Here is a 19,520-nt window from a genome sequence, read left to right as displayed (position 1 = left end):
GCCGAATTTCCCGATGGGCGTTCTTAGAGGGGCAACGATAGCTGCGCGACGGGTCATGGTTTTCTCCTCAATAGCTGCGCGGCAGGCCGAGCACGTGTTCCGCAAGAAACGACAGGATCAGATTTGTCGAAATCGGTGCTACCTGATAGAGTCGTGTCTCGCGGAATTTACGTTCGATGTCGTATTCTTCTGCAAAGCCAAAGCCGCCGTGTGTCTGGATGCAGGCGTTGGCCGCTTCCCAAGACGCGTCGGCCGCCAGCATCTTGGCCATGTTCGCCTCGGCGCCGCAATTTTCACCGGCTTCGTATTTACGCACCCCTTCCTGAACCATTAAGTCCGCTGCGCGCATGGCGGCATAGGATTTGGCAATTGGGAACTGAATGCCCTGATTTTGCCCGATTGCTCGGCCGAAAACATGACGATCCTTTGCGTAGTCGACGCCGCGTCGGATAAACCATTTTGCGTCACCGACGCATTCGGAGGCGATCAGGAGCCGTTCTGCATTCATACCGGTTAGGATGTATTTGAAGCCTTTCCCTTCCTCGCCGATCAGAGCGCTGGCCGGGATACGCATGTCTTTGAAGAAAATCTCGGTGGAGTTGTGGTTCATCATCGTGCGGATCGGCCGTATTTCCAGCTGATCCTTGGGAATTTCGCGCATGTCGACGATGAAAGTGGAAATGCCGTCGGTTTTTTTCGCGGCGTCGTCTTTCTTGGTTGTCCGGGCAAGCAGGATCATCAGGTCGGAATGCTCTGCGCGGCTGGTCCAGACTTTCTGACCGTTGACGACGTATTCATCACCATCCAAGGCCGCAAAGGTCCGGATCGAGGTAGTGTCGGTGCCGCTGGTTGGTTCGGTAACACCAAAAGCCTGAAGCCGCAGGTCACCAGCGGCGATGCCCGGCAGATACTTTTGCTTTTGCTCTTCGGACCCGTGGCGCAGGATCGTGCCCATAACGTAGAGCTGGGCATGACAGGCGGCGCCGTTGCAGCCCATTTCCTGAACCGTTTGCAGGATTGCAGCTGCGGCGCTGAGGCCCAAGCCGGTGCCGCCGAATTCTTCCGGGATCAAAACCGAAAGGTAGCCTGCTTTGGTCAACGCATCGACAAAGGCCGAAGGGTAGGCGCGTTCGCTGTCCAGCTTGCGCCAGTATTCATCCGGGTAGTTGGCACAGAGTTTGCGTACTTCGTCGCGGATCATGTCGTAGTCATCAGGGGCGCTCATGCTTTCGTCTTTCTATCGCTTTCGGGAAAGGGGTGGCCAATGTGGCGGCTTCGTTCTGGGGCTTAGATGGGATCCCACGTGAAAACGTGTTCCGACCTATCAAGCGGGTAGAATTGCGAGGCCATGGAAGGCAGTGCATGGTCGAGCACGGATTGTGGGGTCCATCCTTCCGAGCGATGCACGGACCGTAGCGGGCGGGGTTGGCTCATCAACATGATTTCGTTGTTGCGCACGGTGAATACCTGCCCCGATGGCGCGCGGGCGTCATCCGAGAGCAGAGAAATCGCCAATGGTGCAATTTTCTCGGGCACCATCTGTTTGAATTTCTCTACTCGCGCGATCTGTTCCGGTGTATCGGTCGGCAAGGAGCTTGTCATACGGCTCCACGCAAAAGGGGCGATACAGTTGGATTTGACGCCGACCCGTTCCATGTCGAGGGCGATGGATTTAGAGAGCGCGGCAATGCCCATTTTGGCGGCCATGTAGTTCGCCTGACCGTAGTTCCCGATCAATGCAGAGGTCGAAGTCATGTGGACAAAAGCACCGGAGCCTTGCTCCTTGAAACGGGCGGCGGCTGCACGGCTTACATTGTAGGTGCCGTAGAGGTGTACTTTCAGGACGGAGTCGAAGTTCTCGTAGCTCATCTTGTGAAAGAAGCCGTCGCGTAAAATGCCGGCGTTGTTGATGACGCCATCAAGCCGACCGAAGGCATCGATTGCTGCCTGAACGATGCCTTGGGCGTCCCCGGGTTCGGACACGCTGTGCGTTGAGGCAACCGCTCTGCCTCCGGCGGCAGTGATCTCGGAGACCACTTTGTCAGCTGCGCCAAGATCGTCAGCGTCGCCAGCCAAGGAGACGCCAATATCGTTTACCACGACTGACGCACCAGCTTTGGCGCATTCAACGGCGAGCGCACGACCGATACCGCCACCAGCACCTGTTACGATAACAACCTTGTTATTGAGCATGAGATTCTCCTCTGATTTTTCAATTCTTAAGACGGACAGTCGGAATATTCAATACGCATCAATTCGGGCGATAACTGTTTTGCAAACGTAGGGGGTGATCGTTTCGTGGGAAGTGGTGGGCTGTATTGTGCAATGTTTACTGCAGTTTTGAGAGATTTTTTGACTTGCCGGCACTGTTCGGCGTTTTGTGAGGATTATCTTTGCACTTGGCAGAAAAGAAAAACAAAGCTACATAAACAAAACGACTGGCCTAATTATAGGTGAGCGAGTTTCAAGCGCCTGGGAGGTGTCATGAAGGCGAGCGGTGGCGATGAGCTTTGGACCTTTGCGCGGTTCAATCCGGGGCAGGATTTTGGCAGCGTGGACATAGAAATGGACGCTGAGCGGCAGGAAAGCTGGGGGCGTGTGTTTGGCTCTGTATCCGACAGGTTGCCGCGCGGGATGCTCGTAACCGCCATGATGGAGGCCTACATCGAAGCGATCCAGCCTCGCCCCGATGGAAATGTTCATGCCTCTCAGGAACTGGCGTTTAAAGGTGAGCGGGTCTGTTGGAACGATACCGTCTCTATCGCGGTTTCTTGCGATGACAAGGCAGTGAAAAAGGGGCGGTTCTGGGTGCGGTTCGCCGTTGTTGCCAGGGTTGGCGAGCGGGTGGTGATGACTGGAACGATCCACTCGATTTGGGCCGCGTGAGGGCGGGGCATGATCAAGAAGCTGAATGAGCAGAGCTTGCGAGCGACTTCGGATGTAATCGGTGCCTATGCCGAGCTTTCCTATGACTACAATCCTTTGCATATCGATGCCGAGTTCGCCGCGACGACGCCGTTTGGCGCAAGGATTGCACATGGCGCGATGGCGTTGGATCTGTTGTTGAACGCCGTCGACGACACCTTTGGACAGGATCATCAGGTGCGGATCGATATCCGTTTTACCGCCCCGGTAAAGATCGGGGACCGGATAACGGCCGGGGGTGAGGTCAGCGAAGAGGCATTTGCCGTTTGGGTCCGCAAGGACGATGGTTCCGACGTATTGCGCGGGACCATGGCGATTGGAGATTGTCGGTGATGGGGCAGGCAATTGGGAAAACTGCCAGCAGGCAAGCATACGATTTTCCGTTGTTCGTGCCGGGGGACAAGCCCGAGCGTTTTGCGAAGGCTCTTGCTGCTGCTCATGATGCTGTCATCATTGACCTTGAAGACGCGGTTGCGTCTAACCAAAAGGGTGGCGCTCGAGACGCGATAGCCGATCATGCGGCGGTGATAGCGCGCGCCGAGCAAGCCGTTTTTATTCGTATCAATGCGCGTGACACACCATGGCACGAGAATGATCTTGCGCTTTGCGCAGAAATTCCGATTGTCGGGGTAGTGTTGCCGAAAGTAGAAAGCGGGGATGATCTGTCCGCTCTTGCAGCGGGTTTGCGGGGCGATGCGCTCTCAATTGCTTTGGTTGAAACGGCGGCGGGGCTGCTTGCCTTGCAAGAAATAGCAGCAGAGGCGGATAGGCTTGTTTTCGGGTCTATTGATTTTTGTGCGGATGTCGGATGTGCCCATGAGCGATTGGCGCTTTTGCGTCCGCGGCAGGATATGGTTATCGCGTCGCGTATTGCCGGTTTGCCTGCTCCAATTGACGGCGTTACCACCGCTTTGAGAGATGATGAGGCGATCAAAAGCGATGCCGCCCACGCGGCGAAGCTGGGATTTGGCGGAAAGTTGGTGATCCATCCGGCGCAGATTTCTCCCGCGCGGGCTGGGTTTGCGCCAAGTGACCAAGATGTTGCATGGGCGCACAAGGTCCTGACGGCCTCGGGGGGGAGGCGGCTACTGTTGATGGCGCAATGATTGACGCACCGGTTCTGGCTCGTGCCAGAGCTATCCTTGCCCGCTGTCCTGAATGAATGGAGATCCTCGAATGAGTTTTGTTGAGACACTGGAAGAAGAAGGAATCCTGCATCTGGTTCTTAATGTTCCGGAAAAGAAGAATGCGTTGACGGATGAGCTTCGCTCGGCGCTACGAGACGCTGTGCAGCGCTCGCAGACAAACGCAGACGTGCGCGCGATTATGATCTCGGGTGCTGCGGGCGATTTTTGCTCTGGCGGGGACATTTCCGCGATGACGGGTGATCCGGATACTGCGCGCAAACGAATGCAGGTTTTGCACGACACGGTTAAACTTTTACTGGCCGGGACTAAGCCGGTTGTCGCGGCGGTGAGTGGGGCCGCTTTTGGCGCGGGGTTTTCTCTTGCCATGTGCTGTGACCAGATCGTCGCGGACGAAACATCGCGGTTCTCGGCGTCCTTTGGTCGGGTGGGCCTTCCGCCGGATCTGGCGTTATCCTTTACGCTACCGCGCAAGGTAGGCGATGCAACAGCGCGGAGGATTTTGCTTTCCTCTGCCATCCTCTCTGCAGCAGAGGCTGCCCATATCGGGATAATTGACACAACTGTTGCGCCGGAGGACAACGTTCTTGCCACGGCGAGAGGGGTTGCACGGGAGCTTGCGGCGTTTACCCAGCAGTCCAAGGGTGAAGTTAAGCAGTTGATTACTGCCGCTGTCGGTGATCTTGATGCCTTGTTGGAGCGTGAGATGAACTCTTACATCACGTTGCTGAACTCTCACGAGCACACGGTTGCGCGAGAGGCGTTTATGCGCAAATCCTCGCGGCGGATTGGAAGCTAAGTGAATTGGTCATACCAAACTAACTTGGCTTGAGCGCTGCGTGGGGCGGCACAAATTAAGCGCGTTGAAGGGTTCTGTCAGAGCAAAATCGCTTGAGGCGGGCAGGGAGGTTACGTAGCGTCTATGGATGACCAAACCTGATCCATTTCGCTACTTTAAAACGAGCCGTGAGATAATCCGTCTGGCAGTAATGCTGTATGTCCGTTTCCCTCTTTCCCTTCGCAACGTGGAAGATTTGCTGCATGAACGGGGCATCGATGTTAGTCATGAATCGGTGAGATATTGGTGGCATCGGTTTGGCCCGCTGTTCGCTGCCGAGATAAGAAAGCGCCGGATTGAGGGTATGAAATCCAGTCGCTGGCAATGGCATTTGGATGAGATGTTCGTGAAAATCAACGGTGGGCAGCATTATCTATGGCGAGCTGTCGATCATGAAGGCGAGGTCCTGGAAAGCTTTGTGACAAAGACGCGCGACAAAAAGGCCGCGTTGAAATTCTTAAAGAAAGCAATGCGTAAGCACGGTAGCCCAGAAGTGATTGTGACGGACGGGTTGGCATCCTACGGCGCTGCGCTGAAAAAATCGGTGCGGAACACCGCCAAGAAATCGGCCGCTGGCTGAACAACACGGCGGAGAATTCACATCTGCCTTTCCGACGACGAGAACGGGTGATGCTCCGCTTCCGGCGCATGCGAAGTTTGCAGAAATTCGCCTCTGTTCACGCTTCCGTCTACAATCACTTCAATCAGGAACGCAGCCTCTCAACGCGACTCAATTTCAAACTCAACCGCGCCGCCGCTCTCGCCGAGTGGCGCAATCTCGGCGCTGCATAAGGTTCAGTCATATTGTCCTTGCAGAGACGAGTTCGAATTGGTCTGGCAGCACCGCCACTTGCCCTTGAGGAAGCGTTCTCCCGATCCGGCTGCGGCTGGTTTTTCCAGTTATCTCTAGGGTTATGCGGGAGGGGCTGTTCATCACGCTTGAGTTAGGAAGCCCACAAGTGTTCTCTCCGGACCTGGTGATTGCGCTGTTTTGGTGACTGGATTGTAAGGGCCTGACAAAGCATGGCTTTTATCTAGGCGTGGTTGCGCACTTCAACGTCAGTGCCGCGCCAGTGAAATGCTGGCCCTTGTACTGGGATACACCTGGGAGGCTGGCCGAGCATGGGAGCAGTGACGCTCTTTTAGGAAGTGAAGTCCAGTCCGGATTGGCGTAATTGGCGCGATTCGGAGTGTTTAGTCCTGTCTGAGGCAAGCGTTAGTGGAGCCAAAGCGAAGGCGCCAATTTGGGGTGAAACGTATTAATTATGCGGGAAAGAAATTTTGTGGTATGCAACAGATGGGGCGTTTGTGCGCTAAATATAATTCTATAGCTAAAGTTTTGAATTTTACAGTTACTTTTTGGCGGGCAAAAGGAAAGTTATGGTCAAGACATTTACTGTAAAGTCTGAAGATATTGTTGAGGTTTTTCCAACTTCAATCACTCAGAAACGCGCTTGGTTTATGGAACAAATCCATGCCGGAAGCCGAGGCTTGAATATTGCTGTCCGATGGGAGCTTAGAGGGCCAGTCACGAGTGACAGGGTGGAACGCGCCTTTCAGAAGATCATCGATCGGCATGAAATTTTTCGCACGCGTTTTGTCGAGCGTGACGGTGAACCGGTACAGGAAGTCGTCAAACGCTTCGAATTCAAGCTTAATCGGCTGGATATTCAGAATGTGCCGGAGGCCGATAGAGACGAGAAGGTCAGGCAGATTGCCATCGAACATGCCGAAGAACTGTTTGACATGAGCGCCCCGTGTCTGATGCGTGTCGCTATGGTGCAGATCGAAAGCCAACGCGCCGCATTGCTGATTTCGGTGCATAACAGCGTTTTTGACGGGTTTTCGATTGGCGTTCTCGGACATGAACTGGGGTCGTTCATTGAGGCGCTTGAGAACGATAAGGAAGCTGATCTTCCTGAACTGGCGTTGCAATACGGAGATTTTGCAAGGTGGCAAGCCGACTATGAGGCAAGCGGTGCATTTTTCGAGGAAGAAGAATATTGGAAACGCACGCTCGACGGCATGGAATATTTCGAACTGCCTCCTGATCGGCCCCGGACAAACAAGGCGCCCGCAAGCAGGAGTGTTGCAGTCGATCTTCCGGATGATTTCGAAGAAAAGCTGGCCAGGCAGGCAAAGGCGCTGGAAACGTCTGTTTTCGCTTTGGGAACCGCCGCATTCGGCATTGCTCTGGAGCGTTTCTCCGGGCGATCCGATGTCAGTTTCGCGATTCAGGTGGCTGGGCGTAACGAGGTTGATCTTGAACCTTTGATCGGCATTTTCACTAACCCGCTGGTGTTGCGGTTTGACGTGGCGCCCGAGGTATCGCTTTCGGACCATGCACGCCAGACACGTGATGTCGTGAACGGTGCGCTCGCTCATCAGACGCTGCCTTTTGACAAGCTGGTGCATGTTATGAACCCACCGCGCGATCCTTTGCGGATACCGTTGGTGTCGATCATGTTTAATCTGCAACGCGCGTTCTTGAAGGAGCGCAGCTTTGGGTCGGTTGAAATGGTGTCCACGCAATCGCATTCGCCGGGGACGCTTTATGATGTCAACGTTAACATTGTTGGCCGCAATTCCGGCTGGCGTATGGTGATCGATTACAATTCGCATCTGTTTGACGAAGCCAGCATCAAACGAATTGCGGACCTGACTGTTGAAGCGTTCGAAGGCTTGATGAACACTCCGGACGCTATGATTGGTAGCATCCAGCCGCGATCGGATAGGACGCTTGCACCGGTTGTTTCCCCTGCACCCATCGTTCCCAAGCTGCAGGAAAAGCCGGGTGAGCAGGCGGTGCAATCGGACATGTTGAGCCGGTTGCGATCCATCTGGGCAGAGGTTCTGGCCTTGCCGGAGGAGCAGGTGTCGGGAAATTTCTTTGATCTTGGCGGCTACTCTGTTCTGGCGCTACGCATGTTGGCCAAGGTTGAGGAGAGTTTCGAGCAACGGCCGACGATCTTCGAATTTCTGGCAGCGCCTACTTTGGAAGGGCTTGCGGGGCTTTTGCATCAAACGGTCGAGAAACCCGGTGCCAGCGTGGCAAAAGGCGCGTCAGAAGCGATGATTTGGGAACTTGTCGAACTCAAACAGTCTTCCGAAGGTGCGCCAGTTTTGATCACGGTCAACCAACCGTTCATGTATCAGGCATTGGCAAGCGAATTTAAGTCGGATTGCGCCGTTGCAAACGTAAGCGTGCCGAATGCGGATGCCTTGAAGACGTTGGAAACGGTCGGTTTTGACAAGGCAGTAGAGGGTGCTGTTGCTCCGGTATTGGCCCGCTATAGCGGCAGGCAGATAATCTTGTGCGGCTTGTGCGTGGATGGTCGGGTGGCGCTTCGATTGGCACAAGCGCTTGCCGAAAACCGACAGGAAATCGCTTGCGTTGCGATGATCGACACATGGGCGCCGGGCGCGGTCAAAGCGTTTTCCGGGTTCGAGCGTTGGCGTGATAAATGGCGTATTCGGTTGCGGCGACTGGGGTACTACCTAGGACTGCGATGGAGGGGCGAGATCGGTTGGCTTGATGTCCTGAAGCAGAATGATTTTGCCGCCAAGGTGCTGTCTGTATTCAAGCGCGAGATGGCCAAGAACGAAACCGAGATTTTTGTAGATGCCACAGTTGATCGACTGGTGGCGCAAACCCGGGGATATACGTTCGACAAATATGACGGAAATGTTGTGCTCTTCGTTACTCGGTCTCAGGGAATGATGCCGCGCGATGGAATGCTGGGCTGGTCGGCGTTGCTTGCACCGGACGTATCCGTTTTTGCAGTGAACGGCTGGCACGGGGATGCATTACTGCGCTCCGGTTTTGACCGGATTGTCGGGGTGTTGGATGCAAAGGCCAAGAGGTTGGGTTCCGACCCGTCCCTGAACGATGAGTGAAGCGATCTCGCAACCTCTGCGAATTGTTCTGGTTGCAGATGCAGACCAATCTCTGAGTGATGCGCAAGCGCAGTTAATTCAGCGGTTGAATGATGACCCCGCAATCGAACTGAGCAGTCGGTTGACTGGGGAGCGGAAGAAAGGCGGGCGTGTTTTGCCGCTCGTGTTGCGAGGGGTATTGGCCTGCGAAAGACGGCTGATGCGTGGTCGGGTTCAGTCCTATGACACCTCTGCGGCCCGCGAAATTCTGGCGCAATTGCCAGAAGGTGATGGCCAAGGCAGTGCAATCGTTTGCGATCTTGCCATCGCTCTGGGCGCGCGCCGGTTGGCCGACAACGAGCTTGGATTGCTCAGATACGGGGAGTGGGCATTGTCGTTCGCCGGCTCGGATGATCCGCGCTGGATTGGAGCAGCACCAGAGGTTCGAGCGAAGCCACGTATCGAACTGGAGATATTGGGCAGAAATGCAACCAATCCCGATCCGGCTGTTATTCGTTCTACCAGCTATAACCCGAAACCCGGGGCGGTGTTAACCGGAGCGTTTGTGGCCGAAAAATCGGTATTGTTCATGCACCGTGCACTGCGCGACCTAGTGACGGAGAGAGATGTCCCACTTGAAGAGACGTCTCCTGTCGTTTGGCCAAGGCTACCGGGCACGTTGGAGACAGTGTCTTATGCACGGTCCTTTTTGAAAACGGCGTCTCATAAGCTCGCCGAGCAGGTGCGCACGCGCAGGAACCGAATGCGACAATATTGGCGTGTCTCAGAGGGCGTGGGATCGGTGCTTGATTTTGAACCGAGAAATGCAAGGGACTTGCCGGTTCAGGCGCATGTCATGGCGGACCCGTTTCTTTTTCGCAGCGGTGAGAATACCTGGCTTTTCTATGAGGCAATGCATGCCGGGGGCGGGAAGGGCTGGATCGAGGTCGCCGGTTTGAAAGATGATGGCGTGGAACCGTCTGCTGTTGCGCTTAAGCGGCCCTATCATTTGTCCTATCCTTTTGTGTTTTCTGTGGGCGCCGATATTTTCATGATACCGGAAACGCAAGAGTCCCGCCGGTTGGAAGTCTGGCGCGCAACGGCGTTTCCGCTCGAATGGGAATTGCATGCGACGGCATTTGAAGGGCAGCTGCTTGCGGAGACAAGCCTGTATCAAGACGAGAACGGGCAATGGTGGTTGTTGACCAATATCTCGGATCACTATGCCTTTCAGGACCATTCAAGCGAGCTTTACCTGTTTGCGGTAGACGGACCCGACTTGAAGTCGATCACGCCGCATCCGCGGAATCCGGTCGTTTTTGGTGCCGACCGGGCACGCAACGGAGGGGCAATCATCCGGTATCAGGATCGTGTGTTCCGGCCTGCGCAAAACAACAGTTATGGCGTCTATGGGTACGGACTGAATCTCATGGAGATCTTGCGTCTTGATGCGACTGGCTATGAGGAAAGACTGGTCAGAGAGTTCACTCCGAACGACAAGCCCGGCAGTATCGCCATGCACCACCTTAGCGTGGCCGGCGACCGGTATGTGCTAGATTGGTGTGGTGAATGATGCGTGCGCTTGCGTTTGGGATCGGAGTGCTGCTTTCGCTAGCATCGGGTGCGCAAGCCCAGGATCGCACGTCGGGCTTTGTTCTCGGCGTTCAGACGCATTTCGAACAGAAATGGCCCATTTCGTGGATCGATGAAGCTTTGCAGTTGGGCGCTACGGCGTTGCGCGACGAGTTGAGCTGGCGTGATGTGGAAGCGACGAAAGGGGTTTATGACTTCTCGAAAGCCGACCAATATATGGTGCCGGTTCTGAAACGCGGTTTGAAGGCCCTGATCGTGATTACGGACGGCAATCCGCATTATGATGATGGGCATACACCTCATTCAAAAGATGGCATTGCCGCGCTGGCTGCATATGTCAGCGCAATTTATGATCATTACACTTTGGAAAAAGTGCTGATCGAAATCGGCAACGAGGTCAATTCGGACGAGTTTGTTTCGGGGCCATTTCTCCGCGACAAACCTGCCTTTCTTGCGGAGTCGGCGCGCACGGTGCGGGCGCATTTGAGCACGACCCAAACAGATGCAAAAATCATCTGCGGCGGGATGAATACGATTGCGATGGGTTTTTTGAGAAAGTTTTTCAGACGGGGCGGTTTGCAGGCCTGTGATGCGATTTCGGTGCACCCATACCGGGACAATCCCGACACGATTGTGATGGAGCTGGACCGCCTGAAGGCCCTGATGCGCGAGTACGGCGGTGAAAAGCCGATCTATGTCACCGAATTTGGCAAGTGGTTCGATGACCCGTTAGAAGCGCCGGACTATATGCTTAAAATGGTTGCACAATTCGCAGCCGCCGGTGTTCAGGAAGCCTATTGGTATGCTCTTGTTGATGAGCCATGGTGGCCGAACATGGGGCTGCTGGAGAAGGACGGAAAGACGGCCAAACCTGCGGCAGAGGCGTTTCGTTTGCTTCAAACCCGGCTTTTGCCTCTCGCGCAAACGGTTGAGCGAAGGGTTTCTCCGACGGTGCGGTTGTATGAGTTCGGAAAAGGTGGAAATGCCTTCGTTGTCTGGGGAAGCACGGGAAAATTGCGTGTGTCGGGCCAGGCCGAATATGTTGATGCGCGGGGGCAACCGGTCGCGCCGGTGGTAGAGCTTTCGGATCGGCCGGTTGTCATCCTTGGCGCGGGGCTGGAGGTTTCGATCGAGATTGCGTATCCGGTTGCCGATACAAAGTACCAATACAACCAGCTTCCCTGGAGCTACTTTGCCTTGCGTCCGGGCATTGGCTTGACCCCGTTGGAAATAATCGACTGGGAATGGGCCAGCTATCGTGGCGCGCCCGATTTGGCGCCGCTTCGTGTTGGGGACAACTGGATCACAACTGCGAGATTTCAAGGGAAGCCATACCACGCTGTTGAACGCTTTACAGCGAACAAGGCTGGCAAATATCGCATTGAGGGCTGGTGGCAAGCGTCAAAGAAAACGGAAGCTTCGCGGCTGATAGTGCGCCTCAATAGGGACACGATTTATGAGGTCGCAGAGATTTCACCGACGGGCCATTCGGTTAACGGATTGATGGTGAAGCTTGGGGTTGGCGATACTCTGGACTTTGAAATGGCGCCGACCGGACCGGACGGGGCCGGTTCTGTTAGTCGCCGCATAAAGGTGCATGGTCCGTTGCCAAATGAATGAGTGCGGACGCAGCAATAAAAATGTCGACTGGCGCGTTGCCTGATTGCGGCAACGATCGAAGTGCTCTCAGTGCGCTTGCCCCCGGCTTTCCCGGCGATAGGATTTCAGCGATGGCTTTTTCGGGCCGTCGAGTTTGCTGTCAGTGCTTTTGTTGCTATCGGCAAATGCAGCGAGTCGGGCAATGGAGGGGTATTGCATCAGGTGACGCGCTTCGAGGTTCAGGTCTGCGTCGATCATGCGCGCAGCAATTCGGAACACCGTAAGAGAGTCTGCACCCATGGAAAACAACGTTTGAGAGGTGCTGATGTCATCGATTCCCAGCACGTCCTGCCAGATTTTAGCCATCTGGTGTTCGGTCGGCGTTTTCGGGGGGGTGTGCAAGGCGGTTACCGTTGCTGCCGCTTCGGGTTTGGGAAGCATTTTGCGGTCGAGCTTGCCATTGGAGGTCTGCGGCAGGGCGCTCAGGAAAACCCAAGCACTCGGAACCATGTAGGCTGGTAGCCGTTCATTGAGCTGTTGGGAGAGCGTGCTCGGCTCTGGCTCACTGTCTGTTTCGGCAACCACATACCCCACCAGCTGTTGGTCACCGCGCGCTGTTGGCTTAAGAGCAACGGCTGCCACTTTGACATCCTCAAGGGTGCGCAACGCGGCTTCGACTTCACCGAGTTCGATACGGAATCCTCGGAGTTTGATTTGACTGTCATTGCGTCCGAGAACCTGAATTGATCCGTCTGGAAGCCGACGTGCCAAATCGCCGGTTTTGTAGAGGCGCTCGACCTTGCCGTTTACATTCACGTCGCGGAAAGCCTGATCTGTTAGATCCTGCCGACGGAAGTACCCTTTAGCCAAGCCGACGCCGCCGATGTTTAATTCGCCGAGGGCACCGATAGGCAGCAGTTGATCCTGTGGCCCCAACACATGGAGAGACGTGTTGGCGATCGGGCGACCAATTGAAACGGGGGCATCGGGGGTGACGTGCGCGACAGCGGACCAGATCGTCGTTTCGGTCGGCCCGTACACATTCCAGAGCGAGCCGCCACCGGCTGGTAATTTTCGCGCCAGGTCGTCTGAAAGAGCTTCGCCTCCGACCAGCATTGTGAATCCCGCGGAAGGTTTGAAGCCGGCTTCGAGGATCATTTGCCAGTGAGTAGGCGTGGCTTGCAGATGGGTGATATTACCCTTGGCAAGGCGGTTGACGAGGCGGAATCCGTCCAGGACATCCTCTTGCGACGCAATCACGGTGCGTCCACCGTTGATAAGGGGCAGGAACAATTCGAGCACGGATATGTCAAACATCGTCGTTGTGACGGCCAGGAGCACGTTACTTTCTCCAAAGCCGGGTTCGCGTGTCATCGATGTGAGAAGGTTAACTACAGACCGGTGGCTGATCTCGACCCCTTTGGGGGTACCAGTTGATCCCGAAGTGAACATGACATAGGCCGAAGCATCGCCGCTTGATCGGACAGAGTCAGGAACGCCATTGGCCGTAGTCTGGCCGAGGCTGATGGAAACAAGATCGAGACCGGATGCGAAACCAGGCAGGCTGGGCTGATCGTGGACAATGCCGGACACGTCCGCGTTTTCGAGAATTAACTGCAATCGGGCAGGTGGTTGAGACGGGTCAATCGGAACGTAAGCGTTTCCTGATTTCATAACCCCCAAGAGTGTCGCAACGCAGTCGATTGAACGGGGCAGGGCGACCGCGACGCGTCGACCGGTGCCGATACTCATCTGTTGAAGTGTTTTGGCGACGGCGTCGCTTCTAGCCGAAAGCTGAGCATAGCTTATGCACGTGTCCTCGCACTCCAACGCGATATTGTCGGGGTATTTGGCGGCGCATTCTTCGAACAATTGATGCACCGTTTCGATATCGGGCAGAGCTTCTTGCGTCTGGTTAAGAGTTACGGTGAGCCAGTCGCGCTGCTGGGCGGTTTGAATTGGCAGTTGTGAGATTGGCCGAGTGGCATCTTGCGCAATTTCAACAAGAACGGTTTCAAAATGACCGATCCAGCGTTCGACCGTTTCAGCGTCGAACACATCGGAATTGTAATCGACATCAACGCGCAGTCCGTCACGGCGTTCAACGATATTGAAGAACAAATCGAAGTTGACGGATGTCTTTGCATTCGGCGTGACGGTCATTTCAACCGGTCCCATCGCGACGCTTTCCCCCAGCTTTTCCAGGTTGAATTGGATCTCGGTCAGAGGCAACCTGTTGAGCGATCTTTCGACTTTCAATTCGCGAACCAGAGTTCCGTAGGTGCAGTTCTGGTGATCAAAAGCATCCATGATTTGCCTGCCGACGCGGTCGAGATGGTCCGATACCGGCGCGTCTACGTCCTGCTTGGCGCGAATGGGAAGAAAGTTCACGCAATGCCCGACGAGGGCGCTGCTACCGAGCAATGTCTGCCCGGCCGTGGGAACGCCGATCACGATGTCGTCCGAGCCGCTGAGTCGCCCGATGACCAGTTGCAAGCTGGCGAACAAAGTCGCAAAGAGCGTACAACCTTGCGCTGCTCCGGCTTTTCGCGCTGCGCGTGCGATCTCGCCTGGAATGAAGGCGGTGGAAGTCGCACCGCAGTAGGATTTCACAGCAGGACGCTGTCGGTCAGTTGGCAGTTCCGGTAGTTCGGGAAGGCCGGCGAATTGCGCACGCCAGTAGTCTTGCGTTTCAGAGTCGGGGCGGGTGTGGGATGCGTCCAAGGCCAGCGCCGCAAAAGACGGGGCGGGCGGTAAATTTGCAGGTGTTCCGTCGACCTCTTGACGGTAGAACGCGGCGAGATCATTCAGGAGCACATTGTATGACCAGCCGTCGCAGACAATGTGATGCGCATTAATTATCAAAACATGTTTTGCGGCGGAGCAGCGCACAATGAAAGCACGCAGAGGCGGACCCGTGACGATGTCGATTTCCTTGGACGAGTCTTCTTGGAGGAGTTTTCCCAGTGCGGCACCTGGATCGTTTGCCGTGCTGAGATCATGCAATTCGAGCGGCAGTTCAAAAGGATCCAGAATGTCGAAGGTTTCGCCGTTGCGTTTGAAAACCTGACGCAGGCCATCGTGACGGGCGATCACCATGTTTATCGCGCACTGTAACGCACTGTTGTCCAGCGGGCCGTTTAGTTCGAGCGATACGCTTTCGTTAAAGCTGCACGAGGCGGCGGCGCCCTGTTGGGTTGTCATCCAGATTTCGCGCTGGGCCTCTGTGAGTGGAATATTCTTGGTCGGCGCCGGGGTGCTTTGAACAGTTGCAGCGTTGTTTGCGCTCACTGCGGCGGCAGTTTCCAGCGGCTCTTTTGCAGGCTGGTTCGAGGCAAGGATGCCGACCCTTCGCAGGGTATCTACGGACTGCACGAAAACCTCGACGACCCTCTGGTAATCGTCCTCCGTGTGGGCGGTTGTGAAAATGCAGGGGTAGCCAATTTGAACGTGAATGCCGGACAGACGCATCAACGGGAAAAGCAGCGCGGCGTTGGCATCGTAGTCGGTTACCTGAGGGACGAACCAACTCGCATAGGCTTCAATCATTGGCGGTAGCCCACGCGCAACAAGCGCCGCATTCATTTTTTCTACCGCGGCCGTGGTCTGATTGGCCGTTTCGGTCCAGAGTGCGTCGCCATGTTTTTCGAGATGCAAAAGCGTGGCATCGACGGCAGCAAGCACCAGAGGGTGGCGAACAAAGGTTCCTGCAAAGAAAGTCGGCATCGCCTCTGGTGCGGAGTCGTCGCCAAACTGCCACATGCCGCCATCGAGCGCGTCCATGAATTGGGCTGAACCAGCCAGCATGCCAATGGGCATACCACCGCCTACCACTTTGCCGTATGTTGCCATGTCGCCTTGGATTCCCCAGACACCTTGCATACCACGCGGTCCAACGCGGAAGCCGGTGACAACTTCGTCAAAGACGAGGGCAGCACCGCCATCACGCGTGAGTTCGCGAAGCGCGAGGACGAAATCGCGGGGGCGTAAATCGGGGTGGCGGCTTTGAACCGGTTCTACGATGACGCCCGCCACTTCGTTGATATTGTCCCGAAGCCAGGCAAGGCTTTGTTGGTCATCGTAGGGCAGCACAACCATATTCACGAGGCTGGAACGCGGAATGCCTGGTGCAATTGGCAAGGCCGCCGGAATAGCGCTGCTTTTCTTGCCTTTGACGAGCACTTCGTCGAATTGGCCGTGGTAATCGTTTGAGAAAACAACAATTTTTTCGCGTCCTGTTACGGTACGGGCGATGCGCATCGCTGCCATGACGGCTTCGGAACCAGTGTTGCAGAACGTGGCGCGTTCATGGCCGACAAAATTGGCGAAGCGTTCGGCGACAGGACCGGCAAGGTCGCTTTGCGGGCCTATGGCAAAGCCGCGTTCCATCTGGCGAGTTATGGCGTCGATCACGAAGTCCGGTGAGTGTCCGAATGCAGTTTGTCCGAACCCGTTTACCAGATCGATGTATTCGTTGCCGTCAATGTCCCATAGACGCGCACCCTTGGAGCGCTCGCAGACCACAGGAAAGACCAGTTCTTTCCATTCTTGGCGAAACCCGGCGACCGAGCGGGGATCGGCCATGACCTGACGGTGTTTCTGGACATAGGCTTTGGATTTGGGGCTTTTATCACTGTAGCGGCGAGCAAGGTCTTGAGCAAAGGTGCTCTGTTCGAACGTTAGATCGCCCCCCGCTGCGTTCGTTGCGCGTCCGATAGAGAACACTTTGGCAGATTCATTCTGCTTGTCTTTTTCATCGGTGCCAGCTTCCAAGGGAACGGCAGGCGCTACCGTCGAAGCGGGTACGGTGGCTTGGCGCGGTTGCGGAGCAGGGAGGTGAGGCTGTGTTGGCGTTACCCCGATTTGAGATTGCGGCGCGGTATGGGCCCCGTTTGATAGAGTTGCTAGCTGTTGCGTGATGATCTGCTGCATTGTCTCGAGTTGCGCCTGCATCAGTGCCGTGTGAGACCCGTTCTGAGGCTGGGCAGGGGTGGTGAGTGGCGCCGAGGCAACCCCACCCGGATCGCTCTCGACCGGCGCTGTCAGCGGGGCAGGTTCGGCAACAGGTTCAAGTGCAGGCGCGGTGGAAACCGGCGCAGCGGCGGGGGTTGTTTCGGCGGGGAGGTTGTCGTCAAGAAATGCAGCAACGTCTTGGGCTGTCGGGTAGTTGGACAGAAGCTGGCGAAATGTCAGTTCAACGCTGTAATCTGCTGTGAGTTTCTGACTTACCTGCCCAAGAAAAAGCGAGTCAAAACCGAGGTCAAGAAAAGATGCGCTGGCGTCTTCGGGGGCAAGGTCTTCTCCGGAAATATCGCTTAGCATAGCAAGAATTTCGGCGACGAGTCGGGGCTTGCGGTCGACTGTTTCAATGGCGGCTGGAGGAGTCATAGGAGTTACCTCATGAGGCATGGGCTGAACCAAGGGAGTTGTTGCCGTCGCAGGCGTAGTGTCTTGGGGGCGGGGTGTTAATCGGAGCTCGGTAGCGGGGGCCGGGGCATCGACCCAGTGCAATTTGCGCTGGAAAGGATAGGTGGGCAGTGGGATTTTGCGAGTGCCGCGCGGCCCCAGCTTGCTCCAAGACACGGGCACGCCTGCGCACCAAAGCTGGCCGAAGGCCTTTGCCATGGAAATTTCGTCGGTTTCATCGCGGTTATGATCCGGGAGAGATTGCACGATCGCCACCTCGGCGTCGCGGGCGAGCGTCTGCCGGGCGAAGGCGGAAAGGGTGTTTCCGGCACCCACTTCGAGCAATACCGAAGGGCTACCGTCGACAAGGGATGTAATCGCGTCCTGAAAGTTGACAGTCGCGCGCGCCTGTTGGGCCCAGTATGATGGATCCCTGCAGTCGGTGTCGGTAATCCAGCGACCGGTCACGCAACTTACATAGGGAATTTGCGCAGATTTGAGCGGGATGTTGGAGAGTGTTTCCGAAAGTCCGTCAGAAACCGGATCCATCATAGAGGAATGGAAGGCGTGCGAGGTGTGCAGGCGTGCGCATGCAATACTTGCCTCTTTGAGGCGCGCTTCTACGTGTTCGATTGCCGCGTTGCTTCCGGCAAGCACGTTAAGTTTGGGTGCGTTCCGAGCCGCGATGTCGACTGAGCCGTCGAGAAAAGGAGACAGATCATCGATGCTGGTACGAACCGACAACATTGATCCTTCTGGTTGTGACTGCATGAGTTCGCCACGGCGTGCTATGATTTTGAGGCCGGTTTCGAAATCCATAACGCCGGAGAGCGCTGCGGCGCTGAATTCTCCCACCGAATGGCCGATCATTGCGGTTGGAGTGATCCCACGGGTCATCCAGAGCTTGGCACAGGCGAATTGCGTTAGAAACAGCGCTGGTTGCGTGAGCCTCGTGTCGCGCAAGGCGCGGGCGGTGTCTTTGTCACTTGGATCGCTAAAGCACAACATGGTTTTTACATCCAGCCCGAGGATCGGCCGGAGGATTTCCGAGCCTTCATCGATCCAGCGCGCGAATTCTGGCTCTGTCGTGTAAAGACCGCTTCCCATGCCGGGATATTGTGAGCCTTGACCGGGAAACATGAATGATACCGAAGGATCGCCGAGCCGTGCGGGCCGTTGCGCTGGTGGTGTTTTGCGCAGAGCCGTTGCAAGAGCTTTGCCGTTGTTTCCTGCAACTGCACAGCGGAAATCGAAAGCAGCGCGACCTGTTTGCAGGGTGTAAGCGGCATCGGAGAGGTTCAAAGTGGTTTGAGCTTCCAGCGCATCAGCGAGATTTGATTGCATTTCGTCCAAAGCTTCGGGCGTTTTGGCGGAAAGCACGATGACTTGCACGGTGTCTGACACCGGAGCCTTAGGCAAAACGGGGGCTTCTTCCAGAACCAGATGGCCATTGGTGCCGCCAACGCCGAAGGAGCTTATCCCGGCGCGTAGCGGATGCGGCGCGTCCCAAGTTTCTCGCTTGGGCGGAATCCTGAACGGTGTTTTTGCAAAACTGATGTTGGTGTTCAGGGTCTGAAAGTTGGCAATCGGCGGCAATTCACGATGCTTCATCATGAGCGCGGTTTTGATGACGCTGACGACCCCAGCGGCGGCATCGAGGTGGCCGATGTTACCTTTCACAGAACCCAAGGCGCAGCTGTTTTCGTCAAGTCCTTCGCCAAAGGCATGGCTAAGGCCGCTGAACTCGATTGGATCGCCAAGCGGAGTTGCTGTGCCGTGGCATTCGACATACGAGATCGTATTTGCTGTGATGCCCGCATCCTTGTGGGCGAGTTCGATCGCGGCGGCTTGTCCATTGACCGAAGGCGCCGTGTAGGAGATTTTGTCTGCACCATCGTTGTTGATCCCGACACCGCGAATAACAGCGTAGATGTGGTCTCCATCGGCGATTGCGTCTTCAAGGCGGCGCAGGGCAAGAACGCCCGCGCCATGAGAAAAGACCGTACCCGACGCCCCGGCGTCAAAGGGGCGGCATGTTCCGTCATCCGACGCGAGCCCCCTTCTTGAGACAGGTAGCCGCGACGCTGCGGGAAGGTGATCGAGACGCCACCGGCCAAAGCGGTGTCGCATTGGCCTGA

General features: G+C 55.9%; 10 protein-coding genes and 1 pseudogene. 8 read left to right on the top strand and 3 right to left on the bottom strand.

Features of this window, described 5'->3' with window-relative positions:
- Positions 1-67: 67 nt before the first annotated feature.
- Positions 68-1,225 carry an acyl-CoA/acyl-ACP dehydrogenase gene (locus tag N4R57_11675; protein UYV35729.1) on the bottom strand — a complete coding sequence of 386 codons (1,158 nt, stop codon included), beginning with the start codon at positions 1,223-1,225 and terminating at the stop codon, positions 68-70.
- Between the two features lie 62 nt (positions 1,226-1,287).
- A complete protein-coding gene (locus N4R57_11670) occupies positions 1,288-2,193 on the bottom strand; it encodes an SDR family oxidoreductase (GenBank protein ID UYV35728.1) in 906 nt (301 codons plus the stop codon).
- 291 nt (positions 2,194-2,484) lie between these two features.
- Here N4R57_11670 and N4R57_11665 point away from each other — a divergent pair, with 291 nt between their 5' ends.
- The 8 genes and pseudogenes from N4R57_11665 to N4R57_11630 all read left to right on the top strand — a co-directional run bounded on the left by N4R57_11665 (position 2,485) and on the right by N4R57_11630 (position 11,997).
- Positions 2,485-2,886: a hypothetical protein gene (locus N4R57_11665; protein UYV35727.1), complete on the top strand. Its 402-nt coding sequence runs from the start codon at positions 2,485-2,487 to the stop codon at positions 2,884-2,886.
- Between the two features lie 9 nt (positions 2,887-2,895).
- Positions 2,896-3,258 (top strand): MaoC family dehydratase, encoded by a 363-nt coding sequence (locus N4R57_11660; protein UYV35726.1) that lies wholly within the window; start codon positions 2,896-2,898, stop codon positions 3,256-3,258.
- Positions 3,258-4,031 carry a CoA ester lyase gene (locus N4R57_11655; GenBank protein UYV35725.1) on the top strand — a complete coding sequence of 258 codons (774 nt, stop codon included), beginning with the start codon at positions 3,258-3,260 and terminating at the stop codon, positions 4,029-4,031. Before N4R57_11660 ends, N4R57_11655 begins: the two co-directional genes overlap by 1 nt.
- A gap of 70 nt (positions 4,032-4,101) precedes the next feature.
- Positions 4,102-4,869 carry an enoyl-CoA hydratase-related protein gene (locus tag N4R57_11650; GenBank protein UYV35724.1) on the top strand — a complete coding sequence of 256 codons (768 nt, stop codon included), beginning with the start codon at positions 4,102-4,104 and terminating at the stop codon, positions 4,867-4,869.
- 127 nt (positions 4,870-4,996) lie between these two features.
- Positions 4,997-5,700, top strand: a pseudogene (locus N4R57_11645) (IS6 family transposase).
- A 588-nt stretch (positions 5,701-6,288) separates the two neighbouring features.
- Positions 6,289-8,805 carry a condensation domain-containing protein gene (locus N4R57_11640; protein ID UYV35723.1) on the top strand — a complete coding sequence of 839 codons (2,517 nt, stop codon included), beginning with the start codon at positions 6,289-6,291 and terminating at the stop codon, positions 8,803-8,805.
- The gene (locus N4R57_11635) at positions 8,798-10,357 is read left to right on the top strand and encodes a hypothetical protein (GenBank protein ID UYV35722.1); all 1,560 of its coding nucleotides are present in this window, start codon (positions 8,798-8,800) and stop codon (positions 10,355-10,357) included. The genes N4R57_11640 and N4R57_11635 overlap by 8 nt, the downstream gene beginning before the upstream one ends.
- A gap of 173 nt (positions 10,358-10,530) precedes the next feature.
- On the top strand, positions 10,531-11,997 hold the full coding sequence (locus N4R57_11630; GenBank protein ID UYV35721.1) for a glycosyl hydrolase: 1,467 nt from the start codon (positions 10,531-10,533) through the stop codon (positions 11,995-11,997).
- A gap of 66 nt (positions 11,998-12,063) precedes the next feature.
- Here the strand turns inward: N4R57_11630 and N4R57_11625 are convergent, their stop codons facing one another.
- Positions 12,064-19,512, bottom strand: coding sequence for an amino acid adenylation domain-containing protein (locus N4R57_11625; GenBank protein UYV35720.1), 7,449 nt, complete (start codon positions 19,510-19,512; stop codon positions 12,064-12,066).
- Positions 19,513-19,520 lie beyond the last annotated feature (8 nt).

This window comes from Rhodobacteraceae bacterium D3-12 (assembly GCA_025916135.1).
Taxonomy (GTDB): Bacteria; Pseudomonadota; Alphaproteobacteria; order Rhodobacterales; family Rhodobacteraceae; genus JAKGBX01.
The sequence above is the reverse complement of the archived record's forward strand: the minus strand, read 5'-3'. Positions and strand labels throughout refer to the sequence as shown.

Coding starts and splice junctions, on each gene's coding strand:
- N4R57_11675 (UYV35729.1), bottom strand. CDS start 1,225: ATGAGCGCCCCTGATGACTACGACATGATCCGCGACGAAGTACGCAAA.
- N4R57_11670 (UYV35728.1), bottom strand. CDS start 2,193: ATGCTCAATAACAAGGTTGTTATCGTAACAGGTGCTGGTGGCGGTATC.
- N4R57_11665 (UYV35727.1), top strand. CDS start 2,485: ATGAAGGCGAGCGGTGGCGATGAGCTTTGGACCTTTGCGCGGTTCAAT.
- N4R57_11660 (UYV35726.1), top strand. CDS start 2,896: ATGATCAAGAAGCTGAATGAGCAGAGCTTGCGAGCGACTTCGGATGTA.
- N4R57_11655 (UYV35725.1), top strand. CDS start 3,258: ATGGGGCAGGCAATTGGGAAAACTGCCAGCAGGCAAGCATACGATTTT.
- N4R57_11650 (UYV35724.1), top strand. CDS start 4,102: ATGAGTTTTGTTGAGACACTGGAAGAAGAAGGAATCCTGCATCTGGTT.
- N4R57_11640 (UYV35723.1), top strand. CDS start 6,289: ATGGTCAAGACATTTACTGTAAAGTCTGAAGATATTGTTGAGGTTTTT.
- N4R57_11635 (UYV35722.1), top strand. CDS start 8,798: ATGAGTGAAGCGATCTCGCAACCTCTGCGAATTGTTCTGGTTGCAGAT.
- N4R57_11625 (UYV35720.1), bottom strand. CDS start 19,512: ATGCGACACCGCTTTGGCCGGTGGCGTCTCGATCACCTTCCCGCAGCG.